The following is a 22,305-nucleotide window of genomic DNA, read 5'->3' on the forward strand; positions in this document are numbered from 1 at the left end:
CATTTTTTTCAAAACAATATAAATTAAATTTTTAGATTTTATTTCTCAAATAGCGATTTTTAGGACATTTAAAAGTATAAAATTTTTATTTTTGATATTATAATTTTGTATAAATGGTTTTAAGTTTTGCTTAATAATTCTACCTTACAATTTCACTATAATTTAATTCAAAAGAAGGAGACAAAATGTCAATAAGTGCAAGAAATCAACTAAATGTTGAGATCACAGAGGTAAGAACAGGTGCGGTAAATTCGCTAATATCTGCTAAGCTTGCAGGCGGTGAGGTGCTAAAAGCAATTGTTACGGTTGATAGTGAAAAAGGTCTTGATCTTAAAGTTGGCAAAAAAGCTATCTTTTTATTCAAAGCTTCAAGCGTTATCGTTTCAAAAGATGACAGCATCAAACTTAGCGCTACAAACCAAATCAAAGGTGTTGTTAGCGAGATAAAAGACGGAGCTGTAAATGCTGAAGTTATTATTGATGTAAATGGCAGCAAAATTTCTGCTATCATCACAAGAGAGTCAGTTAGTAGTCTAGCTTTAAAAGCAGGAGATAAAGTAACTGCAATTATCAAAGCAACTCAAATCATAGTTGGTGTTAAATAATTTACGGAGCAATTTTGCTCCGTTCTCCTAACTAAATCCCATTCTTAAGCTAAGATCTAAAATACTATAAAATTTATCAACAAAATTATAAATTTAAATAAGTCGTAGTGAATATTTTTTAGAAAATTTATAGCTAAAATTTATATTATTTTTTACTTTTATAGCCTATCCTCCATTTTAAGCAGAGCATGGCACGCCAAAAGTTCACCACACAATAGGCGGCCTAAATATCAACACAAAAGCCCAAGTCATGAACTCTCAAACAGCTATGCCTATACCAAATTTATATGCAGCTGGCGAGATCACTGGTGGCGTTCACGGAGCCAGCCGTCTGGGATCAGTTGCTATAACTGATTGCTTGACATTTGGTATGATCGCTGCTGAGACTATCGGCTAAAAAAGGTGGCAGGCACTTGCTTGCCACTATAAATTTTTAAATCTATAAACCCCGTTTTTTATTCGCTCAAAAATTTTCTTCTCTTCAAGCAGCTTAAACGTGCTTATCACGGTTGGTTTGCTCACATTTAGCTTCTCGCAAATGTCTGAAATTTTAAGCATGATAAAGCCATTTTCATCGCTCAGCTCGCAAAGTAAATTTATGATCTCTACCTTTTTCTCGCCAAGAAGCGCTTTGTAAATTTGCTCTTTCACGCTAGCCCCAAATTTTATATCCTATCGCCACGCACCAAAGCGCGCCACATAAGAAATTTGCGATCATCACAGCCGCACTTCCAGCGTCTTTTGCCGCCTTTGCTAGGGCGTGATAGTCTGGGCTTGCAAGATCAGTCACTCGCTCTAGGCCCGAGTTTAAGCACTCGCAAACTAGCACAAATGCCATGCTAAAGATTAAAAATAGATTAAAAATAAGGTCAAATTTCCAAAAAAATAGCGAGATCGTAGCTATCAAAAATATACAAATTTCTATGCGAAAGCTCTTTTCGTTTTTAAAAATTTCAGCCAAACCCTCTCTTGCGTAGCCAAAATTTTTAAAAAATTTATACGTTGGCTGGTTTCTCATAACTTTCCTTTTTGTGATTTTTGGCATAATTATAATTAAAAAAAGGATGAAATTTGAAACTTATTAGCTGGAACGTAAATGGTCTGCGCGCAGTCGCGGCAAAAGATGGCTTTGGTTGGCTTGATGAGGTTAGGCCTGATTTTCTGGGACTGCAAGAGATCAAGGTCAAAGAAGATGACGTGCCAAAAGAAATTTACAACCTTGGCTTTAAAGATATCAGTGTAAATTCAGGCGCAAGAGCTGGCTACTCTGGCGTGATGAGCCTAGCAAATTTTGACATTTCTACACAAAAGGCAGTTTTTTTCGACGATACGGAGGGGCGTGTTTTGGAGCATAGATTCGGTGATATCGTGCTTTTTAATATCTATTTTCCAAACGGCCAAAAGGATGACGAGCGCCTAGCCTATAAAATGGACTTTTACGAGAAATTTCTAGCTTACTGCAAAGAGCTTGTAAAAAGCGGCAAAGAGGTGATATTTTGTGGCGATGTAAATACCGCTCACCGTGAGATCGACCTTAAAAATCCAAAGGCAAATGCCAAAACTTCTGGCTTTTTGCCTATCGAGCGAGCGTGGATAGATGAGGTGCTAAAAAGTGGCTTTATCGATACCTTTAGAGCCGTAAATGGCGACGTAGCGGATGCTTACTCGTGGTGGAGCTACCGCTTTAATGCAAGGGCTAAAAACATCGGCTGGAGAATTGATTATTTCTTTATCTCGCAAGGATTAAAGGATAGGCTAAAAGATGCATTTATCTTGCCAGTGATCACAGGTAGTGATCACTGCCCAGTTGGGATAGATATAGAAATTTAGCCACTATTCCATTCTGCGAGGCTTGCCTAGTAAGAAACCTTGTGCATAAGGTATTCCAAAATTTTTGATTTGGTTTAAGATTTCTTCTGAACTTGCAAACTCGGCTACTATTTTGTAGCCTTGTTTTTTTGCAAAGCTTACGATGGTTTCTACTAGAACTCTAGCATTTTCGTCAAATGGAAGCTTTTTGATTATTGAGCCGTCTATCTTTATAGTGTCTATATCAAGCTCCAAAATTCGGTAATAGTTTGAATATCCTGAGCCAAAGTCATCAATCGAAATTTTACATCCATAGCCTTTGACGCGTTTTATGAAAGAATTTACCGCAACATAGTCGCTAAGCTCTTCACTCTCTAGCATTTCAAAGCAAATTTTATTAGGATCTTTGCACTCGTTTAGCTTGCTCTCTATAAGCTCTCTCATACTAGCATCAGCAATATCGGTAATTGATAAATTTATTGAGAACATATAATCTGGATATCTTTTGGCTAGATCAAACGCAAGACTTATCACCTTTTTGGTTATTTGCGGATATAGTTGTGTTTTCATGGCAATATCTAAAAATTCGCCCGGATAGTGTATCTTGCCATTTTGATCGATTATACGAACCAAAACTTCATAATACTTTGCTTCGGTTTCATTTTCTTCTAAGTTAAAGATACCTTGTGCTTCTACGATGACTCTATCGTTTTCTAAAGCATCTTCGATTAGCTGAACTGCCAGCTGGTTTTTGTGATATTTCATCTCGATAGCGTCATTTTCTAGATAGTAGTAAATATTGCTACCATTTTCTATTGCGAGCTGATTTGCAAGGACTGATTGCATTAGGCGGTTAGTTTGTGGGGTATCATTTGGCAATGAAACACCAAACACCATCTTTATGCCTGGTAAATTTTCAAATTTTTCATCAATAGCGACATTTATTCTATTTGAGCCAAAATATTCTCTTATATATTCAATATCTCTTACGATATTATCGCCTTCATACCATATATAAAATGCGTCATCTTGAAATCTAAATAGCTTTGCTTTTATCTCAGAAGTATCTATGCAAAGCTTTAGTGTATCAGCAACTGCTTTTAGCATTGCATCGATAATCTTAGTTTGATAAAAGAATCTTAAAATTTTAAAATTTTTAATGCTTAAGCAAATGAGCACTCCATCTTTTTGCGCGTCTAAAATTTCAGTTAAAGCAAAGTAGTTGCCAAAGCCTGTTAGCTTATCGATCGAAGATTGTATTTTTATTTGTTCATTTTTTTGAGTTAGCTCGTTTAGTATCAGCGTCTCTTTAGTTCTATCAAGCTTTACAGCTATGTAGCCCTCAAATTTATTTTTAAAGAAAAATGGCGAAAATTTTACCTTTTCATATAAAAAATCACCACTTTTTGTTCTGCTTATAAGCTCATCGCTCTCCCAAGGTAGAGATTTTTGCAGAGCCTCTTTTATGGATTCATAAAAGCTTTGTGGGTGCATATATGATTTTAGTATTCTAGGATTTTTGCCAATTAATTCTTTTAGCTTGTAGCCAGTTTTTTCTTCAAAGGTTTTATTTACATATGAAATTCTATTGTATTTATCGCAATAGACAACAGAGCTATGATCGTTTTCAACCGTGGATCTTAAGAGTTTTATTTGCCTTAAACGCTCTGAGGCTATTTTAATTTGAAAGAGGCCAAATGCACAAAATACTATAAATGTAAGTAAACAAATTGTCTGAGCTATTTTTGCGTTATTCACCTCATCAGAGTGAAATTCTAGGATTTTATTTCTAAAATTTTCTAGCATATTATCAAGATGTAGCTCTTTTACACTATTTGAGATTGTATGTAAAGTTTTTGTAGCTTGAGCTGCATAAAGTATCTTGTCTAATACATTTTGAGCTTTTTGGTTATCTTTATACTCGTTTTTATACATTTTTATTTGCTTTGAAATGTCATCTATTGCTTCAGGACTAAGCATCAAAGCACCTTTTATCGCATAAAATATAGGCTCAAGCTTATTTGGAAGTGCGAGATTTTGTATTTCATATTGACTTATTTGGATATAAGAATCTATAGATGAGTTTACATAAGCTGATCTTTGTAAAAAAAATACTTTTTTACTAAATACATCTCTTATGTTTTGTAGATCTTTTGTTATTTCATTTTGATGAAATAACAGCATCTCATCACTAAGCATTGAAAGGTTGCTCAAATTTGTATCAAAAGAATTTATGTCAGCATTGAGTTTGTCGTAGTTTGAGATATCATAAATATTATTTAAAGAAAAAGTTATCTCATTGTCTATAAATTTTAGATTTAAAATTCCATCATCAAATTTATGAGCTGCACCAATAGCTATATTTGCTTTATATATAAAAAATGCACTAATGAAAAATATAGCTGTTAAGACGCTAAGTATGGTTTTTATTCGTTTAGTACTCATTTAGTATCCTAGGCTTTTTACCATTTAATGTCAGAAAAAATGAGTATAAAGCATCAATTTCATCTTTGCTAAGAACGTATCCTAGCTGGTAGTTACCAATAAAGCTTATAGCCTCTTTTAGATCGTTTATCTCTCCATGAGATAAATATGGAGCAGTTTTTGTAATATTTCTTAGTGATGGCACTCTTCTTAATCTTTTGCTTGTATCTAAGGCAGAAATTTTTTCTCGGCCAATATCTTGTGTCAAATTTCCTCCCAAATTTCTACCATTATGACAAGCGGCACAGCCTATATTATTAAATATCTCAAATCCTTTCTTTGCGCTATCATCTATGGCATTGTTATCACCTGATATAAAACGATCAAATGGCGAATCAACACTTAAGACAGCCTTTTCAAACTCAGCTATTGCATCTGCAATATTATCAAAATTAATACCGTCATTATAAATTTTTTTAAATAAAATTTTGTACTCAGAGATATTATTTACAGAATCTACTATCTTGTCGTTATCTGAGTTTAGTTCTATTCTAGAGGTTATGGACTCTTTTACTTGATCTTTTAAATTGCTAATCCTTGCGTCGCTATAAAATAGATAGTTTGCTGCAGCATTTAATATGGTTGGAGGATTTAAAGTGCCTTTTTCCATGCTATCTTGGTTGCTTCCACTTAAATTCCAGTACAAGTTGTGACAAGTTTGGCAAGAGTAGTTTTCATTTGGGCTTAGTCTTTTGTCAAAAAAGAGTTTTTTACCAAGCAGAGCCTTTTCTTCATTATATTTTATTACCATGAGAGGTTTATAAGATTCATATTTACAAAATGAAATCGTGATGATAAATAGACAAATTATAACGCCCTTCATAACGCCCCTAATTTTTAATTTTCTTTTTTATATCGGCAAATTTTTGATTTTTTATATAGTACGTTATTTTATTGTTTTTTGAAATTTATGATACAATTCGCTCGATTTAGAAAATATTTATATTTCAGGGAGGAGAAGTCATGAAAAAAGGCTTTACGATGATTGAGTTGATCTTCGTGATCGTTATATTGGGCATATTAGCTGCGGTTGCTATACCAAAACTAGCTTTAACAAGGGATGATGCAGAGATATCAAAAACTGCTTCAAATATACAAACGCTTATTTCGGACTTGGGTTCTTACTATACTTCACAAGGCGAATTTGCTTCTGGTACAGATGCTGTTAAAAAGATGTCAAATGTAAAAACACCAGTAAAAGCAAAAAATGATGAGTGTTTAGAAGTAGGTACCGGAAATAACACTAATGGAGAAATAGGCATTACTGTAAAAACAGATGGTCTTTGTGGACAAGTTTGGGAATTGCCTGGCTTGGCAGATGTTAAAACTCTAATTGAAAGTAGCGATAATAAGACAGCTAATTCGCTTAAATTTGGCGGCATGGGCATAAAATATAAATAAAATTTTAGCAAGGTTTTTCCTTGCTTTTTATGATTTTTGGCTTACTAAATTTTTAATATAACAAAGACTAATAGAAATACAAATTTTTTACACAAATAATTTATATACATAAAAATAAGCTTTCTAAGATTTAATGCGTTGCCAAAAAGTATCAATCCTAACTATACTAATAGGCAATGGCTTTTTATTAAATTTAATTGATTTTCTTCTTTACAAATTTTAAAGATAAAAAACGTAAAATCAAACCATGGATTTACTAAAAGACCCGTTAAATAAGCTCATCATCTCGCTTTCGCTTCCAGCTGGCACCGCAATGATGTTTAATACTCTTTATAACGTTACTGGCACATTTTTTGCAGCAAAAATTTCTACCCTTGCCGTAGCTGGTATGGCTATGAGCTTTTTGCTTTATCTAAGTATTGTAGGCATTGGGCTTGGTTTTGGCTCAGCACTAACTGCGCTAATAGGCAATAGCCTTGGAGCAGGAAAGATAAAAATGGCTAAATTTTATGCGGCAAATGGAATTATCTTTGTGCTAGTATTTGCTATTTTTATGGGATTTTGTGGCTATTTTTTAGCACCAAATTTACTCACTTTTTTAGGGGCTGATCATCACTATTTAAAAGAGGCGCTTGATTACGCGGGTGTTATCTTTCTTGCTACACCATTTTTCTTGATTATCAAATCTCTAAACGGAGTGCTTGTGGCACTTGGAGATACAAAAAGTTACCGCGATTGGCTATTTTATGGCCTTTTTATCAATGCATTTTTTTGCTACTTTTTTGCATTCATTTTGGATCTTGGCGTAAAAGGACTTGCTCTAGCAACAGCTAGTGTTCAGCTTTTGGGCATGATCTATCTTTTTGTAAAAGTTAAAAAAGCTAAGATGATTGAGCCAAGAAATTTAAGCTATTTTGTACCAAATTTTAGCATTTGGGCAAAGATTACAAAGCAAGCTCTACCAGCTTGCTTAAACTATCTATCGATGTCGCTTGGCTCACTTGTGCTTTTAAAATTTATAAGCTACTATGGCGTAAATGCCGTAGCGGGGTACGGTATAGCCTTAAGGATAGAGCAAATTTTAGTATTGCCGACCATTGGTATGGCCGCAGCAGTTTTAAGTATCGTTTCAAGAAACTATGGCGCTAAAAATTTTAAAAGAGCTAAACAATGCTATAAAATTTCGCTTCTTTTTTTACTTATTTATTGTGCATTTGCTTGTGTTTTTATTAGATTTTTTGGTGAAGATATGATAAGAATTTTTGATGATACGCCGGCAGTTTTAGAGATAGCAGGGCTTTATCTTGGTATAAATTCTCTTGTTTACGTAGCTTATGGCACGATAAATGTCTCAGGCAGCACTCTTCAGGCCATAAAACGCCCAGTGGCCATCTTTTTGCTAAATGGATTTAGGCAATTCGTACTTCAAGGATCACTTTTTTACGCAGTAGTTTTTTATTTTGGTCTTGAGATAAAATTTATATGGCTGGCTCTATTTTTTAGTGTCTATCTCACAGCTATTTGCTTCGTCTTTTGGACGCTTTATCAGTTAAGAAGAGCTACTGGCGTAAGCTTTTAAATTTAAAACAAAAAGCAAAAAAGCAAAGTGAAGCAACTAAGATTATGCTAGCTCCGCCTGTTAGGTTAAAATAAAAGCTAATAAATAGACCGCTAAAACAAAAAACGACTGAAAAGATAGTGGAGATTAGCATCATCAGCCCCAGTCTTTTGGCAAAAATTTGTGCTAAATATGGCGGTATGGTAAGAAGAGCGATGACTAAAATAAGCCCAACAACACGGATCGTAGCTACTACACAAAGTGCCATCATGCACACTAATAAATAGTGAAAAAATGTTGTATTTACGCCGCGCAGCTTTGCAAATTCTGCATCAAAACTAATAGCTACAAATTGACGATAAAAAAGGGCAATGAGTGCTAAAAATAAGATATCTAAAATACTCATAAATGTTATATCTTGCCCACTCACTGCTAAGATAGAGCCAAAAAGATAACTCATGAGATCGGCATTGTATCCCGGAGTTAAATCGATAAAAATGATGCCAATAGCCATACCAAATGCCCAAATAGCACCGATAACTGAGTCGATGTTGGTTTTATCTTTTAATGTGATAGTGGCGATTATAAGGGCTAAAAAGAGTGAGAATATGCTAGCTCCAAGAAGTGGTTCAAGCGAGAAGAAAAAAGCAAGTCCTATGCCGCCATATGCTCCGTGTGCGATACCGCCAGCGATAAAAGTCATTTTATTTATAACAACGAGCGAGCCTATGAGCCCACAAATGATACTAACTAAAATGCCAGCAATAAAGGCATTTTGCATAAAATTTAACTCTAAAATTTCACTCATTTCATCTCTTTAGCTTAAAAACATTACTTTTGATTTTGCACTCACATTCACCAAGTGCGATCTCAACATCACAAAAATGGCTATGAGATTTTGCTAAATGCTCTATAAATTCTCTTTTTGCGGTATCTTCATGAGTTTTATGAATATGTAAATTTTTACTCACATAGGCGATTTTTGTAGCATAATTTAGCACAATATTTAGATCATGACTTACTAAAACTACGCCAACACCGCTTGCATTTATATTTTTTAAAATTTCATAAATTTCAGCCTGGCCCTTTGTGTCGATACTAGCTGTTGGCTCGTCTAAAACGAGAACCTTCGCATTTGCACAAAGCGCTCTTGCGATATATACACGCTGTCTTTGGCCACCGCTTAGCTCACCAATTCTAGCGCTTGCAAATTCTTTCATGCCAACTTTCTCAAGGGCACCAAGGGCCATTTGTTTCTCATCTCGCGAGTAAAAACCAAAAATTTTTTTATCGATTAGTCCCATTAAAACTACTTCTAAAACCATCATCGGAAAGCTTTGATTTGAGAGAAAATTTTGAGGCACATAGCCTATAAATTTACTAACTTCGCTTGGCTCTTTTCCAAAGAGCTTTATCTCGCCACTTTGAGGCTTGAGTAGCCCTAAGATAAGCTTTAAAAGCGTACTTTTACCGCCACCATTTGGGCCGATGATAGCTAAAAACTCATCGCTACTATAATCTAAATTGATACCTTCTAAAACCACTTGCTTATCGTAGCTAAAGTTTAAATTTCTAATTTTTATAATTTCTTTCAAAACAGACTCTTTTGCGTAAATGTAGTAGTAAAAATAAAAAGTCCAAGCCAAAGCATAACGCTAAGTGCCATAAATTCGGCATAGATTTTAAACTTTTTTAGCTTAATATTTGTGCTCTCGTTTATCTTGGCTCCAAAAATAGCCGCTAAAAATATCACTGCGCTCATGCCAAGCGCCATAAATACGCCACTTATAACGCCTGCAAAGTAGCTACCTAGCTCATTTGCCAGTACAAAGACAAGTATCGTGCCAGGACAAGGAATAAGTGCCGCAGCAGCCGCAACCAGCCATTCTTCTTTGCTTTTTGGTTTTTTTGTAGTGCAGATATTACAGCCACAGTCGCTAATAAATTTTGTATTTTTACTCAAATTTTGGCTTAAGCTTGAACTAAAAATATAAAATTTATTTAACTCTTTTTTGCTTGAAAGATAAATTTTGACCTTTTTATAAAGCATAAAAATCGCTACAAAAAAGATAATAACGCCAGAAAATGCTGTCGTAACGCTTGCTGTATCTTTTGTCAGATCGCTACTGATCTCACGTAATATCATAAAACTAGCAAGCACAAAAATAAACGCACCCACAACATGTAAAAATCCGATCTTTAAAGAGAAGAAAAAGGCTTTGGCGTAGCTTCCACCAGTTGCGGCAAAATAGGAGCTTGTAAGCACCTTGCCATGCCCCGCAGATGCAGCGTGTAAAAAGCCATAACCAAATGATATTAGTGCTAGAAATAGCAGAGTTAGCGGACTTTTTTGATCAAAATTTCTTAGAATTTGCTTTAATCTATCAAGCATATTTAGACTTGTTTTAGAAACAAGATCAAACTTAGCCTCATCGATCTTATCGATCTGGCTTAAATTTCCATCCTCAAAATTTACTGAGTTCGGCTCTTTTAGAAGCTCTTTTAGTGCAGGCTTTTCGTTATGAGCTTTGGCTGCAGCTTTACTTGAAAATGTAAAAAATATTAAATTTGCATTTGGATTTGGTATCGTCCAAAACTGATCTGATACCAAAAATGCGTTATTTTGTGTAAATTTAAAATTAAAATATCCCTCTTTATCGTCCATTTCGACAGACACCACAAAGCCATCTTTGATAAGCAAATTTGTCTTAAAACTAACGTCAAATTTTAATCTACCCTCATCAAAATAGAGTTTATACTTTTTTAAATTTAGCTCAAGTTTTGTAGCATTTTCATCTTTGTAAAAGTACTCAATATTCATTAAATAGTGCCTTGGCACAAGATAATCAAGTAAATTTAAGCGGATCTTTTTGATCTCGCTTTCATCTATCTTTTCATCCTGATTTAGGTCAAAATTTTGCCTCATAAGCTCTGAGAAATTTTGCGAAAATGTCCATGAAAAAGCAATTGTAGTGATATTGTTTTCATTTGAGTCAAATTTAACGCTCACGTGAGCGGTTGGGCTATAAAGTGAGCAAAGGGCACACCCGAAGGCATTTATAGCAAAGAAGCAAATAACAATCAGGCGTGCTAACATTTTTTATAGACTCTTAGCAAAAATTTCTGCTGTTTTTTTCATCTCATCTAGCCAATTTTCTGGGAGCTGATCAATGCTTATGACCTTTGAGCCAGTCTCTTTTGCTACTAAATTTGCAGCCTTTGTTGGAAACTGCGGAGCCACGAAAATTACCTTTACACCGTGCTCTTTAGCCTCTTCTATGAGCTCTTTTAGCTCAGCTGGCTTTGGCTCTTTGCCCTCTATCTCGATGGCAATTTGCTCTAAGTTATAGCGTTTTGCAAAATATCCCCAAGATGGGTGATATACGATAAATTCGCGAGTTTTAACATCTTTTAGAGTATTTTTGATAAAGCTATCAAGCTCGTCAAGGCTAGCTTTAAATTTAGCCAAATTCTCCTCATAAAGCTTTGCATTTTGCGGGAATTTCTCTATTAGCGCCTTAGCTATATTATCAGCTTGAGTTTTTACTAAAACTGGATCAAGCCAAATGTGCGGATCAAGGCCGTCATGATGATGGTGATGATGCTCGCCAGCTTCGTGGTCATGGTCATGGTGCTCGTGATGCTCATGTTTATGCTCGCCCTCATGCTTATGCTCATGATGTTCATGATGTTCATGTTCATCACTCATAGCGATCTTTTCGATGCCTTCTTGTGTTTTTACAATATGTAAATTTTTAAAAGATTTTGAAAAACGCTCTAGCCAAGTATCTTCAAACTCAATGCCAATAGCAAAGTAAAGCTCGCTCTTTTCAAGCTCCTTCATCTGTTTTGGCTTTGGCTCATAAGTGTGCGGATCAGCACCTTTGCCAACCATTGTATTTACGCTTAGTGTATCACCAGCGATCTGCTCAACAAAAAATTTTGTAGGCAATATACTAGTCGTAACAACTGGCTTTGCAAAAAGTGACAAAGCGCAAACTGCTAAAAAAACAAAAATCTTTCTCACCATCTCTCCTTTATTTGAAAAAATATTGCGGAAGTTTAGCAAAATGCAACTTGGTTGCAACTTAAAATACAAAAGCCTAAATTTAGCCTTTTCTTTTAAATATAATTTAAATCTTTTAGCGTTAATATACAAAAAATAAAAAGGGCAAGGATGAATGCAAGAAATTTCTTAGAAGAGCATAGTATCAAAGCAACTACTTTTCGCATAAAGCTCGTTGAAATTTTGCAAAATGCCAAAACTCCATTAAGCTATGATGAAATTCTAGAAAGCCTTAATGCAAATAAAACTACTTTTTATAGAAGCATAGAAATTTTTGAAAAAAAGGGCCTTGTCATAAAAACTGAAAATAATCATAAAAGCTACTACGAACTAGCAAATGAGGCAAAAGCGTACTTTATCTGCGATATCTGTCATAAAGTCACAAACATCGATATGCCACATCTAAACGTCGCTAAAAATATAAAAAGCGCCGTGATAAAAGGCGTTTGTGATGAGTGTGATCACGAGTAAAGAGCGATTATCTCAGCTGGAATGGCTTTTGGACGATTCGTTTTTAGATCAATATAGACAAACTCGGTTTTGCCAGTTGCTATTAGTTCACCATCTTTTTTAAACTCAAAATATCTACACGAAGTCGCCTTGCCTTCAGTTTGTGTGTAAGTGTAAATTTCTATCTCATCCATCAATTTTGCGCTTTTTATATATTTGGCTTCATTTTTTCTAATGAGCCAGATCTCGCCTCTTTTATACTGCGCCTCGACCGTGTCTCCAACTGCGGCAGAATGTGCAAATGCAGCCTCTTGCATAAGAGTGAAATAATAGACATTATTCATGTGTCCGTGCATATCAATGGCTTGTGGTGGGATTATTACTTTGTAGATAAAATCTTTCATTTCTAGCCTTTTTTGCTAAAATTATAACCAAAAAGAGGAGCTAAAATGCAAAATTTATGGGATAAAAAGGCGTCAAACTACCAAAGGTTTGATGGCAAAGTAAGTGCTATTCAGCAACAAATTTTTGCTAAAGCCTTAGCTTGGGGAGTTGATTTTAGTGGTAAAGAAATTCTTGATATAGGCTGTGGTACCGGTGTTTGGAGCATATTTTTATCCAAAACCGCCAAAAGCGTAACTGGCATAGATAGCTCAGAGAAGATGATAGAAATTTTAAACGAGGACGCAAAGAGATTTGGCGTGACAAATTTAAGTAGCGAGGTTTGCTCGTGGAGAGAATTTAAGCCAGCAAGGCTCTTTGATATCGCCATTTGCACGATGAGCCCGGCCATTGCGAGCGATGAAGATTTTTTGAAATTTCAAAACTGCGCCAAGCAAAAGCTCTATCTTGGCTGGGATAAGCCTAGAAGCTCTGACCTGCTCGAGCCGTTTTTTGAAAAATTTGGCCGCACACTCTCACAAAAAAACGTTGTAAATAGGCTTGAAGCGTGGCTAAACGAGCAAGGCATCGCTTATAAGAGTGAAATTTTAAACGAGACAAGGATTGCTAGACGAAGCGTGCAAGAAGCAGCTGAAAATATCTGCTGGCACCTTGAGATAAACGGGGCCAAAAACTACGATGAAAAGGTGGTTTTAGCGATGTTAAAAGAGAGATTTGACGGCGAGTTCATAGACGAGAAAATTGACTCTCAAATGAAGCTTTTTGTCTTTTAGAGCTTAAATTTAGAGCAAATTTGCTTGCCAAATTCGCTAAAAATGACGCCAAAGATGATGAGCATGGCTCCAAAAATTTGCCAGATGCTAAGTATCTCACCAGCAAAAAAGTAGCCAATGAGCCCTGCAGAGACTGGCTCTAGGCAGAAAAATAAAGCTGCCTTGCTGGCTGTTGTATATCTTTGAGCGATGGTTTGTACAAAGTAGCAAAAAATGGTGCCAATAAATGCAGTGATAAAAATTGCTATAAAAAATTCCCTATCGTAATTTGGCGCCACACTACCTTCAATAAATGCAAAGACAAATGAGAGTAAAGAGACGGTGAGAAATACTACAAATACGAGTAGATAAAGCTCACATTTTCTTACAAAGTGGCCATTTAAGCTCGTGTACAGTGCGTAAAATATGGCACAAAGTAGGGCAAGTGCCTCGCCGCTCCCAAGTGCTAGCGTAGCGCCACTTAAGAGCCAAAGCCCAAAAATAGCAATAAGCGCACCAAAAATAGCAAAAATGGTTATTTTATTTTTAAAAATGAGTGCTGTCATAAAAGGCACGATCACACACTCAAGCCCTGTAATAAAGGCAACACTTGAGCTAAAAGTAAGCTTTAGAGCGTAAGTTTGAGCAACAAATGAGCCAAAGAGAACTACGCCAAGAATGGTGCCGTAAACTACACTTTTTTTATCAAAAATTTTAGAAAATTTAAATGCTATAAGTCCCATAAAGATAGCGGAAATAAAAAATCTACAAAAAAGCATGACAAAGACGCCATTTGTCTTTAGCGCGTTTGCCATGGGTAAAAACGTAGCGCCCCAAACGATGGCAACTACGATAAGAGCGATGTCAGCTCTGTTTTGTGCGCTTAAATTTTTCATTTAAAGATCGAGTCAAGTACCTTTTTGCCGCTATCTAGGCTAAAGCCGCTTCTTAGCCCCTTTTCTTTCTCGCTCATCACGTTAAATAGCCCATCTAGCGTCTTTCTTGTGATGTATGCGTTTAGATCCTCGCCGTCATCTGGCACATACTCGCTTGCACCTAAATTTTTAGCTAGGCTCTTTACCGATTTTATAGTTTCATTATTTTTTGCTGAGCCGACGATGAAAGAATTTAGCCCATTATATGCGGTCGCAAAGCTATTATCACTCATCATTTTTTCTATTATCGGAGTAAAAGCCGCCTTTAGCTTTTGGCTGGAGCTTTGCTGCAAATACTTTGTAACACTATCACTCCCGCCATTAAAGAGCTTTTTGACATCTGCTTCGCTCATATTTTTTATGCTTTCGCTAAAAATTTCAGCAGCCTTTGGTACAGCTGTGGTTGCGGCGTTGTTTATCGACTTGCTAAGATCCTGCGCCCACTTCTCGCCACCTACTTTTTTGGCTAAATTTGATGCCATTTCAAGGCTTTTTGGAAGTGGAATTTTGGCCGTAGCATTGTTTATAAAGCCATCTTTTGAAAGCTCGCTAACAGCGGCATTTAGCGCCTCGCTAACTAGGCTTTTATAGTCGCCACTTGATGCGTGAGTGGCGATTTTGACGCCTTTGTTTATCATATCGTCCATGCTCGCGGCTTGTAAATTTAAAGCAAGCGCGCCATAAAGAATAACAAGAGATCTTTTCATCTTCTCTCCTTTTTTAAATTTAAAGCAAAATCATACAAAAAATATCTAAATACTTAAAATAAATTTAATCTTTTTGCACTAGAATTCACCCTTTTTCTAAAGGAAGATTATGCAACTTTTACTTCTTAGCTTCGCTCTTAGTATGGATAGTGCGGCACTAAATATGGCAAATGGTGCAAGGTATAAAAATTTAGCTCTTAATAAAATTTTATTTATTGCTTTTGTGCTTGGTTTTTTTCAGTTTCTTATGCCGCTTCTTGGCTATCTTTTAGGTGTTAGTTTTGCAAAATTTATAAGCTCGGTTGATCATTTCATCGCATTTTTTATACTCTGTTTTCTTGGTTTTAGAATGTTTAAAGAGGCCTGTAGTAAAGAGGAGTGTGAGTATCTTAAGATAGGATTTAAGACCATTTTGTATGGGGCGTTTGCTACTAGTGTGGATGCTCTTGCCGTTGGTGTTACACTTAGCTTTGAAGAGATAAACATCTTTCAAAGCTCGCTCATCATCGGCGTAGTCTGCTTTGCATTAAGTTTGATCGCTTTTTATATAGGTAAATTTATGGGTGAAATTTTAGAAAAAAAGGCGCTCTTTTTGGGAGGAGCGATATTAATTTTTCTAGGTTTTAAAATTTTAATAACGCATTTAATTGAAAGCGGCACAGTCCAGTAAAATTTAAAATAACAATTAAAAATAATATTTAAGATTAACTATATTTTAAAGCTTATATGGATAAGATTTTGATTTTTAGAAGTGGTGACCCATACGAGACTCGAACTCGTGTTACCGCCGTGAAAGGGCGATGTCCTAACCGCTAGACGAATGGGCCACATGTCGGTTATGAAGTTGGGATTATATTTCTTTTATACTTAATTTTAGATTAATAAGGAAAAATTTTTGAAAAATTTTTTATTTACTTTGTTATCTGTTTTTATTTTTACAGGTTGCGTGGCTACCAAAACGCCGCAAAATTCACAAGCTTTTCAAGTTACTTTATTTTCTCCGATGATCAAGATAAATGATGTTGGATTTTTCCATAAATATAAAAATGAGCTAAATTTGCAAATTTATAGTTCTGGCGTAAACACCGCAAATATAAGCATAAGAGATAAAATTTGCATAAATAATGCTTGCTTTAACAAGACTGAGTTTAATGAGAAATTTTTTCTAGCTCCGCATTATGAGAGCCTTTTTGAAGAAATTTTGCAAAAAGAAAAGATTTATGATGGCAAAGGCTTGGTGAATACGGAGTGTGGTTTTAGTCAAGATCTAAGTTCATATTTTATAAAATACGAGGTTTGCGACAACTACGTCAAATTTGTAGATAGCAAAAATAAAATAAGAGTGATAATAAAAGAGTTAAAATGAGATACATCGGAGCTCACGTAAGTGCTGCTGGAGGCGTGTTTAATGCACCTTTAAATGCTGCAAAAATAGGAGCAAATGCCTTTGCGCTTTTTACAAAAAATCAACGCCAGTGGAATGCAAAAGAGCTAAGTGCTAGCGAAATAGAGCAGTTTAAAGAAAATCTAAAAATTTCTGGCATAAGCACAAAGCATGTTTTGCCACACAGCAGTTACTTGATAAATTTAGGCCATCCAGATGAGGAAGTAAGAGCAAAGTCGCTTGAAGCCTTTGTGGATGAGATAGATCGCGCCAGTAAGCTTGGGCTAGAGCTTTTAAATTTTCATCCAGGCTCGCACCTAAAGCAAATAAGTGAAAAAGAGTGCTTAGATAATATCGCAAGCTGCATGAACGTGGCACTTAAGCGCACAAGTAGCGTAAAGCTAGTCATCGAAAATACAGCTGCACAAGGTTCAAATTTAGGCTTTAGTTTTAAGCAGATTGCTTATTTGATAGAGCGAGTAGACGATGAGAGCAGAGTTGGTGTTTGCTTTGATACCTGTCACGCATTTGCTGCTGGATATGATCTAAGAAGCAAAGAGGCCTATGCCAAGACGATGGGGGAATTTGATGCGATCATCGGCTATAAATTTTTATCCGGCATGCATTTAAATGATGCAAAATTTGGGCTTGGCTCGAAAAAAGATAGGCACGAGAGTCTTGGCAAGGGTGAGCTTGGATTTAGTGCTTTTAAAAATATAATAAATGATGATAAAATAGGCGAAATTCCTTTAATATTAGAGACGATTGACGAGAGTATCTGGGAAGACGAGATAAAAATTTTAAGAAATTTCGAAAAGGAAAAACTATGAAAAAAGTGCTATTAAGCATTATTGCAACATCTACTTTGCTAAATGCTGGAGGTTATAAAGTCCCTGAGCAAAGTGCTGATTCTTTAGGTCTTGCTGCTAGTAACGTAGCCTTTAGTTTTGGGGCTGATGCGGCATATTTTAACCCTGCAAATATGATGTTTTTAGATGGACGCCATCACATAGAAAGTACCCTTGGCTGGTTTCATATAAATAAGCTTGAGTTTAAAAGTGATAGTGGCAAAAGCTATAGGTCAGAAAAATTTGACTCACTAGCTGGTACATTTAGTTTTGTTTCGCCAGAAATTTATGAAAACTGGAAATTTGGTTTAGCTCTTGCCGTTCCTGCTGCTGTTGGTGTATCATGGGAGGATCCAGCTACCGCATTTACCGCTAAAAGGTTTAAGCTACAAGTTGTTGAGCTAAATCCAACCGTGGCTTACCGCATAAATGATAAGCTTGCCTTTGCTCTTGGTGCTAGAGGTGTTTACACCAAAGGTAAGATAGCAAGTGACTTTGGACGAATAGGCTACAGAGAGATAAAAGGCGATGGTATGGGCTATGGCTATAATGTCGCGCTTACTTATAGGCCTATTGAGGATTTAAGCTTTGCCGTTACTTACCGCTCAAATGTAAATTTAGAACTTAAAGGCCATACAGATGCTGATTTTAACGGAGCACTATCTCCTATAAGCTATCATGGTAAAACAAAAGTCGAGATCCCACTTCCTGCACAGCTTGTACTTGCAACTGGATATAAATTTAGCAACTTTACCCTTTTGCTAGCTTTTGAGAGGACGTATTGGTCTAAATTTAAAGGCTATGACTTTGAATACATGGATAAAGGTCCAGCTCACTCGCATCCAGCTTTTGCAAGATTCATGGATGATCCAGTCATAAAAAATGCAAAAGATACAAATACATATAGGCTAGGTCTTGCCTATGATGTCAATGAAAAGCTTAGATTAATGGCTGGCTTTGCCTATGATGAAGACATTACAAGCAGTAAGCATACTGGCTTAGAGCTTCCAAATACTACGTCTAAAGTATATTCTTTTGGAGTAAATTATAAATTTACACCAAATCTTGAAATGGCACTTGGATATGTTTATCAACACCGTGATAAGAAGCGTGCGACAGGTATTACCAATAGTATTGCTACAAAAATGTCAGGGGAATTTGATACTGGTACGATCCAAATCCTTGGTACGACTTTTAAATATACATTTTAGTTAGGGTCAATAATGCGATACTCTTATAATAATTTTTATGAAATTTTAACCAAAGTAGCAAAGGAAAACCCAAATCAGGTAGTTCTTTTTGAAGAAAAAGAGAAGCTAAAATATCGCGAATTAAAGCAAAATGTCGATAAAGTGGCAGCTTATTTGCAACTTGCTGGAGTAAAATTTGGTGATAAAGTAGCTATGGCGGTTACAAACTCGAAAGAATTTATTATTTCATATCTTGCGATAACCGCAATAGGTGGTATCGCAGTGCCTATGAATACTTTTTTAAAAGCAAATGAGTTTGAATATATCATAAATGATTGCGGTGCAAAGGTGCTTTTTGCGTCTAGCTCGCTTGCAAAAGAGTTAATCGCATTAAATGAGCTTGAAATTTTAAGAAAGATAATCTGGATCGGAGCAATACCAAAGAAGCTTCAAAGTGCTTCAAAAGATGAATATATAGACACTGACGAAGAGTATGGCGAGAGCGCTTATCTCACCTCAACGCCTCAAATTTCAAAAGAGGACATGAGTAAGAGCTATGAAAATAATGGCCTCGTTAAAAATGTAAATTTTACAGAAACTCTAAATCACAAATATGCTCTTAGTATCACAAAGTATCCGGTAATAGATGATTTAATGCACATAATTTACACTTCAGGCACTACTGGCAAGCCAAAAGGTGCGATGATAAGCTACAAAAATATCTTTTCAAATTTAATCGGAGCTCATGAACGTTTTAAGGTTAAAAAAAGCGATAGGTTTATCGTATTTTTACCTATGTTTCATAGTTTTACGCTAACTGCAATGGTTTTGCTTCCAATATTTGCGAGTGCTTCGATGGTTCTTGTAAAGTCGGTATTCCCATTTTCAAATGTACTAAAACAAACCTTGCTAAAGCGTGTAACTGTATTCTTAGGAATTCCAGCCATCTATACAGCTATCGGTAAGGCAAAAATTCCTTGGTATTTTAGATGGTTTAATTGTATTAGGCTATTTGTAAGTGGTGCTGCTCCGCTTGCAAAGCAGACTATTGATGACTTTAGGGTGAAATTTCCACGTGCGACACTGGTTGAGGGATACGGACTTAGCGAATGTTCTCCGATTGTAGCTGCAAATTTATTCAATAAACAAAAGCTTTTAAGCGTAGGTCCTGTACTTGATGGCTATGAGGTAAAGATCGTAAACGACGAGATGATGGAGCTTCCAGTTGGCCAGATCGGTGAGATCATCATAAAGGGTGATTGCGTCATGCAAGGCTACTATGGTATGCCAAGTATCACTGATGAGACCATAATAAACGGCTGGTTAAAGACCGGAGATCTTGGCAAAGTCGATGAAGAGGGCTTTATCTATATCGTTGATCGTAAAAAAGACCTCATCATATCAAAGGGCATTAACATCTATCCACGTGAGATCGAAGAGGTTATTTACAAGCTTGAAGCAGTTGAAGCAACAGCAGTAATCGGTGTAAAAGACGTACACGCCGATGAAGAGGTTGTCGCTTTCATACAAGTAAAAGATGGCATGGATCTTGATGAAAAAACAGTAAGAGAGCATTTGAAGAAAAATTTAGCGAATTTCAAGATACCAAAGAGTATCTATTTTGCCGAAGAGTTGCCTAGAAATGCCACTGGTAAGGTGCTAAAACGTGTATTAAAAGAGCAAATAGAGCAGATGAAGGATAAATTTTAGTGAAATACTTGCTTGATTTTTTAAACCAGGACCTCAAAAAAAGTAAAATTTACGAGCTGATAAAGTGCGGCGATGAAGAGGGAGAAATTTTAAAATATCTAAGTAAAGCTTATGTGCAAGGAACAGCTAATATGAGTGTTTTTGAGCTACTTGGAGCAGTCTTTGGCACGCAAAATGATAAGCAGCTTTTGTATCTAAAATTTATAAAAAATTTGCTTGATAGTGGTTGGATTGTACAAAATTATAGTCTTTTTAAAATACCTGAGAGCACGCAAAGGGCTTCAGCTCAAGGGCTTCTTTCGTTGCTTCATTCTGAAATTTCTCTATCAGCCACATTTTTAAAAATTCTTGAAGATGGCAACGCTGATATAAATTTACCAGAGCTTACGCCATATGAGGATCATTTGGAGTATTTAAAAGATCAGTTTTTAAAGGTGGAGCTTTACTCAAAGGCTGCCATTTTTGGCGATGGCTCAAGTGATGCCAAAAAGCGCATAAATGAACAAATTTCTGAGCTTACAAAGCGAATCAACGAGCGCGTAAAACTAAGCAAGATCAGCCTAAAGATAGAGCAAATTTTTAAAGAAAACTCACTTGACGAAAAAGAGCAGATTATATTTTTAGCCCTTTTAAAAGAGGAGTACGCGGGAGATTTTGAAAATGGCCGCGACCTAAACACGCTAGTTGAGCTAATAAGCAAAGACGAGCTTGAACGCATCAAAAATCGTACTCTTTTAGAGGAGGGCTCAAGGCTCATCGAAGGCGCGCTAATCGACTACGACGAGGTTTTAAACGCTTATGGCAACGTAAGCAAGAGCTTTTTTATAAACGAAGAAATTTTGCAAAGCATAATGCACCCAAAAAATGACAAAAATAGCAAGAAAATCAAGATCGAAAGCCTGGTAAAAGAGCAAGAAATTTTTGAGCTCATTGAGCCAGTAACAAGCCTAGAAGACGTCGTGCTAAACGAAAAGACAAAGCAGCTTTTAAGCACGATACTAAAGCAAGTCGATAAAAAAGTGCTTGCTAGACTTAGCAGCTGGGGCATAAAAACTAGAAAAAACATAGACGCTAAGATCATCTTTTACGGCGAGCCTGGCACTGGTAAGACGATGAGCGCCGTTGGGCTTGCAAAGAGCCTAAAGAAGCAAATTTTAAGCTTTGACTGTTCAAAAATTTTAAGCAAATATGTCGGCGAGAGCGAGCAAAATGTAAGGAAAATTTTTGATACTTACAAAGAAATTTGCAAAAAAAGTGGCAGCGAGCCGGTGCTCTTGCTAAACGAGGCCGATCAGTTTTTAAGCACGAGAGTGGAGAGCTCGAGCGGGGCTGAAAAGATGCATAATCAAATGCAAAATATCTTTTTAGAGCAGATCGAGCGCTTTGAGGGCGTGCTGATCGCTACGACAAATTTCTTACAAAGCCTTGACGTGGCGTTTTCTAGAAGGTTTGACTACAAGATCGAGTTTAAAAAGCCTGATTATAACGGCAGGCTTGCCATTTGGCGTAAAATTTTGCCCGAAAATGCAAGCTTTGAAGATGGCTTTAGTGTTGAAAGGCTGGCTGAGTTTAACCTAAGTGGCGCACAGATCGTACTTGCGCTAAAAAATACTGCTTTAAAAGTAGCGATAAAAGATGATGGGATTTTTACCTTTGAGGACTTTAAAACGACGATAGAGCGCGAGCTAAACTCAAGCTTTGGCGAGGATAAAAAGATGGGATTTGGCTCTTAATCTCTTCCAAATTTTACTATCTCGTATGGCTATACGCTTTTGCCAAGAGGTAAAGTCTAAAGTGCTAGGGATTACTGGACTAAACGTAAAATTTTGATTTTATAATTAAATTTGCGCTATGACTGCCACCAAAAATTATAGCAAGACAGACATCAGCACATAATTACTTAGTATAAATTTGGCCCGCTTACTTGCCTTAAAATTGTAACATGGTCTTTGCTAAACAAGTAGTTTTTGTTAAAAAATCCTAAATTTTTGGAGTTTATCCACT

23 protein-coding genes, 1 tRNA gene and 1 pseudogene are annotated in these 22,305 nt (G+C 36.1%); 13 read left to right on the top strand and 12 right to left on the bottom strand.

Features of this window, described 5'->3' with window-relative positions; all coding sequences use genetic code 11:
- The first annotated feature begins 185 nt into the window (after nt 1-185).
- A complete protein-coding gene (locus CYP64_RS02760; RefSeq protein ID WP_103648593.1) occupies nt 186-605 on the top strand; it encodes a TOBE domain-containing protein in 420 nt (139 codons plus the stop codon).
- Nucleotides 606-765: 160 nt separating this feature from the next.
- A pseudogene (locus CYP64_RS02765) lies at nt 766-1,002 on the top strand (FAD-binding protein); the annotation flags it as partial.
- Nucleotides 1,003-1,028: 26 nt separating this feature from the next.
- On the opposite strand, the gene CYP64_RS02770 reads toward CYP64_RS02765, so the two are convergent.
- Together CYP64_RS02770 and CYP64_RS02775 are read right to left on the bottom strand one after the other, a co-directional pair.
- Nucleotides 1,029-1,256 carry a replication/maintenance protein RepL gene (locus CYP64_RS02770; protein ID WP_103588721.1) on the bottom strand — a complete coding sequence of 76 codons (228 nt, stop codon included), beginning with the start codon at nt 1,254-1,256 and terminating at the stop codon, nt 1,029-1,031.
- A gap of 1 nt (nt 1,257) precedes the next feature.
- A complete protein-coding gene (locus CYP64_RS02775) occupies nt 1,258-1,623 on the bottom strand; it encodes a diacylglycerol kinase (RefSeq protein ID WP_103588722.1) in 366 nt (121 codons plus the stop codon).
- Between the two features lie 53 nt (nt 1,624-1,676).
- On the opposite strand from CYP64_RS02775, the gene CYP64_RS02780 reads away from it, so the two are divergent.
- Entirely contained in the window at nt 1,677-2,435 is a 759-nt protein-coding gene (locus CYP64_RS02780) for an exodeoxyribonuclease III (RefSeq protein ID WP_103588723.1), read from the top strand.
- A 3-nt stretch (nt 2,436-2,438) separates the two neighbouring features.
- On the opposite strand, the gene CYP64_RS02785 is transcribed toward CYP64_RS02780, so the two are convergent.
- Nucleotides 2,439-4,859, bottom strand: a complete 2,421-nt coding sequence (locus CYP64_RS02785) for a bifunctional diguanylate cyclase/phosphodiesterase (RefSeq protein ID WP_103588724.1) — start codon at nt 4,857-4,859, stop codon at nt 2,439-2,441.
- Entirely contained in the window at nt 4,849-5,721 is an 873-nt protein-coding gene (locus CYP64_RS02790) for a cytochrome-c peroxidase (RefSeq protein WP_103588725.1), read from the bottom strand. Before CYP64_RS02790 ends, CYP64_RS02785 begins: the two co-directional genes overlap by 11 nt.
- A gap of 140 nt (nt 5,722-5,861) precedes the next feature.
- Between CYP64_RS02790 and CYP64_RS02795 the strand changes: the two genes are divergently transcribed.
- Nucleotides 5,862-6,299 (top strand): type II secretion system protein, encoded by a 438-nt coding sequence (locus CYP64_RS02795; protein ID WP_103648594.1) that lies wholly within the window; start codon nt 5,862-5,864, stop codon nt 6,297-6,299.
- A gap of 247 nt (nt 6,300-6,546) precedes the next feature.
- Nucleotides 6,547-7,878, top strand: a complete 1,332-nt coding sequence (locus CYP64_RS02800; RefSeq protein ID WP_103648595.1) for an MATE family efflux transporter — start codon at nt 6,547-6,549, stop codon at nt 7,876-7,878.
- On the opposite strand, the gene CYP64_RS02805 is transcribed toward CYP64_RS02800, so the two are convergent.
- Genes CYP64_RS02805 through CYP64_RS02820 form a run of 4 tightly spaced genes read right to left on the bottom strand, consistent with a single transcriptional unit; the run spans nt 7,859 to nt 11,884 of the window.
- Nucleotides 7,859-8,665 carry a metal ABC transporter permease gene (locus tag CYP64_RS02805; protein ID WP_054195991.1) on the bottom strand — a complete coding sequence of 269 codons (807 nt, stop codon included), beginning with the start codon at nt 8,663-8,665 and terminating at the stop codon, nt 7,859-7,861. The genes CYP64_RS02800 and CYP64_RS02805 overlap by 20 nt on opposite strands.
- 1 nt (nt 8,666) lies before the next feature.
- The gene (locus CYP64_RS02810) at nt 8,667-9,452 is read right to left on the bottom strand and encodes a metal ABC transporter ATP-binding protein (RefSeq protein WP_085657950.1); all 786 of its coding nucleotides are present in this window, start codon (nt 9,450-9,452) and stop codon (nt 8,667-8,669) included.
- Nucleotides 9,449-10,954 carry a nickel/cobalt transporter gene (locus tag CYP64_RS02815; protein ID WP_103648596.1) on the bottom strand — a complete coding sequence of 502 codons (1,506 nt, stop codon included), beginning with the start codon at nt 10,952-10,954 and terminating at the stop codon, nt 9,449-9,451. The genes CYP64_RS02810 and CYP64_RS02815 overlap by 4 nt, the downstream gene beginning before the upstream one ends.
- A gap of 3 nt (nt 10,955-10,957) precedes the next feature.
- Nucleotides 10,958-11,884 carry a metal ABC transporter solute-binding protein, Zn/Mn family gene (locus tag CYP64_RS02820; RefSeq protein ID WP_085657948.1) on the bottom strand — a complete coding sequence of 309 codons (927 nt, stop codon included), beginning with the start codon at nt 11,882-11,884 and terminating at the stop codon, nt 10,958-10,960.
- 150 nt (nt 11,885-12,034) lie between these two features.
- On the opposite strand from CYP64_RS02820, the gene CYP64_RS02825 reads away from it, so the two are divergent.
- On the top strand, nt 12,035-12,394 hold the full coding sequence (locus CYP64_RS02825) for a Fur family transcriptional regulator (RefSeq protein WP_072594097.1): 360 nt from the start codon (nt 12,035-12,037) through the stop codon (nt 12,392-12,394).
- Here CYP64_RS02825 and CYP64_RS02830 read toward each other — a convergent pair.
- Nucleotides 12,385-12,777, bottom strand: a complete 393-nt coding sequence (locus tag CYP64_RS02830; protein ID WP_103648597.1) for an acyl-CoA thioesterase — start codon at nt 12,775-12,777, stop codon at nt 12,385-12,387. The two genes, CYP64_RS02825 and CYP64_RS02830, sit on opposite strands and share 10 nt — an antisense overlap.
- A gap of 45 nt (nt 12,778-12,822) precedes the next feature.
- On the opposite strand from CYP64_RS02830, the gene CYP64_RS02835 reads away from it, so the two are divergent.
- Entirely contained in the window at nt 12,823-13,548 is a 726-nt protein-coding gene (locus tag CYP64_RS02835) for a class I SAM-dependent methyltransferase (RefSeq protein ID WP_103648598.1), read from the top strand.
- On the opposite strand, the gene CYP64_RS02840 is transcribed toward CYP64_RS02835, so the two are convergent.
- Together CYP64_RS02840 and CYP64_RS02845 are read right to left on the bottom strand one after the other, a co-directional pair.
- Complete coding sequence (locus CYP64_RS02840; protein WP_103648599.1) at nt 13,545-14,423, bottom strand: DMT family transporter; 879 nt, start codon at nt 14,421-14,423, stop codon at nt 13,545-13,547. The two genes, CYP64_RS02835 and CYP64_RS02840, sit on opposite strands and share 4 nt — an antisense overlap.
- Complete coding sequence (locus CYP64_RS02845) at nt 14,420-15,169, bottom strand: DUF4197 domain-containing protein (RefSeq protein WP_103648600.1); 750 nt, start codon at nt 15,167-15,169, stop codon at nt 14,420-14,422. The genes CYP64_RS02840 and CYP64_RS02845 overlap by 4 nt, the downstream gene beginning before the upstream one ends.
- A 109-nt stretch (nt 15,170-15,278) precedes the next feature.
- Here CYP64_RS02845 and CYP64_RS02850 point away from each other — a divergent pair, with 109 nt between their 5' ends.
- Complete coding sequence (locus CYP64_RS02850) at nt 15,279-15,839, top strand: manganese efflux pump MntP (RefSeq protein WP_103648601.1); 561 nt, start codon at nt 15,279-15,281, stop codon at nt 15,837-15,839.
- An 82-nt stretch (nt 15,840-15,921) separates the two neighbouring features.
- On the opposite strand, the gene CYP64_RS02855 is transcribed toward CYP64_RS02850, so the two are convergent.
- Nucleotides 15,922-15,996, bottom strand: a tRNA-Glu gene (locus tag CYP64_RS02855).
- A gap of 68 nt (nt 15,997-16,064) precedes the next feature.
- On the opposite strand from CYP64_RS02855, the gene CYP64_RS02860 reads away from it, so the two are divergent.
- The 5 genes from CYP64_RS02860 to CYP64_RS02880 are packed head-to-tail and all read left to right on the top strand — an operon-like array spanning nt 16,065 to nt 22,034.
- Entirely contained in the window at nt 16,065-16,535 is a 471-nt protein-coding gene (locus tag CYP64_RS02860) for a hypothetical protein (protein ID WP_103648602.1), read from the top strand.
- Nucleotides 16,532-17,383, top strand: coding sequence for a deoxyribonuclease IV (gene nfo, locus CYP64_RS02865; RefSeq protein WP_103648603.1), 852 nt, complete (start codon nt 16,532-16,534; stop codon nt 17,381-17,383). The genes CYP64_RS02860 and nfo overlap by 4 nt, the downstream gene beginning before the upstream one ends.
- Nucleotides 17,380-18,612, top strand: coding sequence for an OmpP1/FadL family transporter (locus CYP64_RS02870; RefSeq protein ID WP_103648604.1), 1,233 nt, complete (start codon nt 17,380-17,382; stop codon nt 18,610-18,612). Before nfo ends, CYP64_RS02870 begins: the two co-directional genes overlap by 4 nt.
- A 12-nt stretch (nt 18,613-18,624) precedes the next feature.
- Nucleotides 18,625-20,301, top strand: a complete 1,677-nt coding sequence (locus tag CYP64_RS02875) for a fatty acid--CoA ligase (RefSeq protein WP_103648605.1) — start codon at nt 18,625-18,627, stop codon at nt 20,299-20,301.
- The gene (locus CYP64_RS02880) at nt 20,301-22,034 is read left to right on the top strand and encodes an ATP-binding protein (RefSeq protein ID WP_103648606.1); all 1,734 of its coding nucleotides are present in this window, start codon (nt 20,301-20,303) and stop codon (nt 22,032-22,034) included. Before CYP64_RS02875 ends, CYP64_RS02880 begins: the two co-directional genes overlap by 1 nt.
- Nucleotides 22,035-22,305 lie beyond the last annotated feature (271 nt).

The organism is Campylobacter concisus (genome assembly GCF_002913945.1).
Classification (GTDB): Bacteria; Campylobacterota; Campylobacteria; order Campylobacterales; family Campylobacteraceae; genus Campylobacter_A; species Campylobacter_A concisus_P.